At 45.2% G+C, this 1,272-nt stretch carries 1 protein-coding gene and 1 pseudogene; both read left to right on the top strand.

Translation table 11 applies throughout. From position 1 onward, the window contains the following. On the top strand, positions 1 to 354 hold a 354-nt coding region (locus tag F6K49_RS50120; RefSeq protein WP_366514366.1), incomplete at its 5' end, for an STAS domain-containing protein. Between the two features lie 245 nt (positions 355 to 599). After that, positions 600 to 1,272 (top strand): annotated as a pseudogene (locus F6K49_RS50115) (B12-binding domain-containing radical SAM protein); the annotation flags it as partial.

Raw genomic sequence — 1,272 nt, 5'->3', positions numbered from 1 at the left:
TACCCAGTGAGGAGTCTACTCATGACACAGGCGACCCTGAGTGCAAAATTAAGAATTATTCAACCTTCCGGTCATATTAACGCCTCCAATGCAGTTGAGTTTAAAAGTCAGTTGACAGAAGCTGTGGTGGCTGGTGAGGATTCGGCTTTGTTGGTTGATATGCATCAGTTAGAGTCTCTCGACAGTGCTGGCTTAATGGCCTTAATTCATGCCCTGAAGCTAGCAAGACGTCTAGAGAGGCGCTTTGGTCTTTGCTCCGTAGCTCCTTCAATTCGCATTATGCTGGAGCTAACTAAATTAGATGGAGTGTTTGAGATTTTTGAGAGCCATGAGGCTTTTGCTACAGCCCTCTAGGGGGTTGGAGTAGGTTGGGAAGCTAACTCAATGGCTATGAGTGCAGCAAAATCCTAGGAAATCCAAGGAAGATTAAGTGCTTAAACCGATGACGATGGGAGGAGATAGGGAAATACTAGTCAAGAAATCTGGTGGTTCTCTACTCCCTCACTTCATCACCTTTATCCCCCTATCTCTACCCTGAGTACTGATAAAATGAAAGGTGGATCAGGGCTAACTGCATTGAAAGCAGTAATAAAGTTTCTATGGCAATCACTGTAGAGGAAATATTAACACCAGACATCAACAGACCTGCCCGTTACTTAGGTAACGAGTTGGGAGCAGTCCATAAACCTTGGGAAAAAGCTGAGGTACGCTGGGTATTGACTTATCCAGAAGTCTATGAAGTGGGCGCTTCTAACTTAGGGCATATCATCCTCTACAATATATTGAATTCTCAACCTAGGCAGTTATGCGATCGCGCCTATCTACCCGCCCCAGACTTGGCAGCTAAATTACGTTCCACTCAAACCCCTCTGTTTGCTGTCGAGAATCGGCGACCTCTGAAAGATTTTGATATTATTGGCTTTAGCCTTAGCTATGAATTAGGGGCAACCAACATCTTGGAAATGTTGGATTTGGCAGGAATTCCTCTGACCTGGAAAGAGCGTGCTGAGTTTGATATATCGGAAATCCCCCTAATTTTTGCAGGTGGACAAACCGCGACATCGAATCCTGAACCCTATGCGGATTTCTTAGATTTTGTTGATCTTGGGGATGGGGAAGAATTGTTGCCAGAGATTGGCTTAGTAATCGAAGAAGGCAAAGCAGCTGGCTTAAGTCGAGAAGCATTACTCCTGGATTTGGCTCAGATACCAGGGGTGTATGTCCCCCAATTCTATGATATGACTGAGGATGGCTCAGTTAAACCCAACCGCC

It is taken from the genome of Moorena sp. SIO3I6 (assembly GCF_010672095.1).
This window is presented reverse-complemented; position numbering and strand designations above follow the sequence as displayed.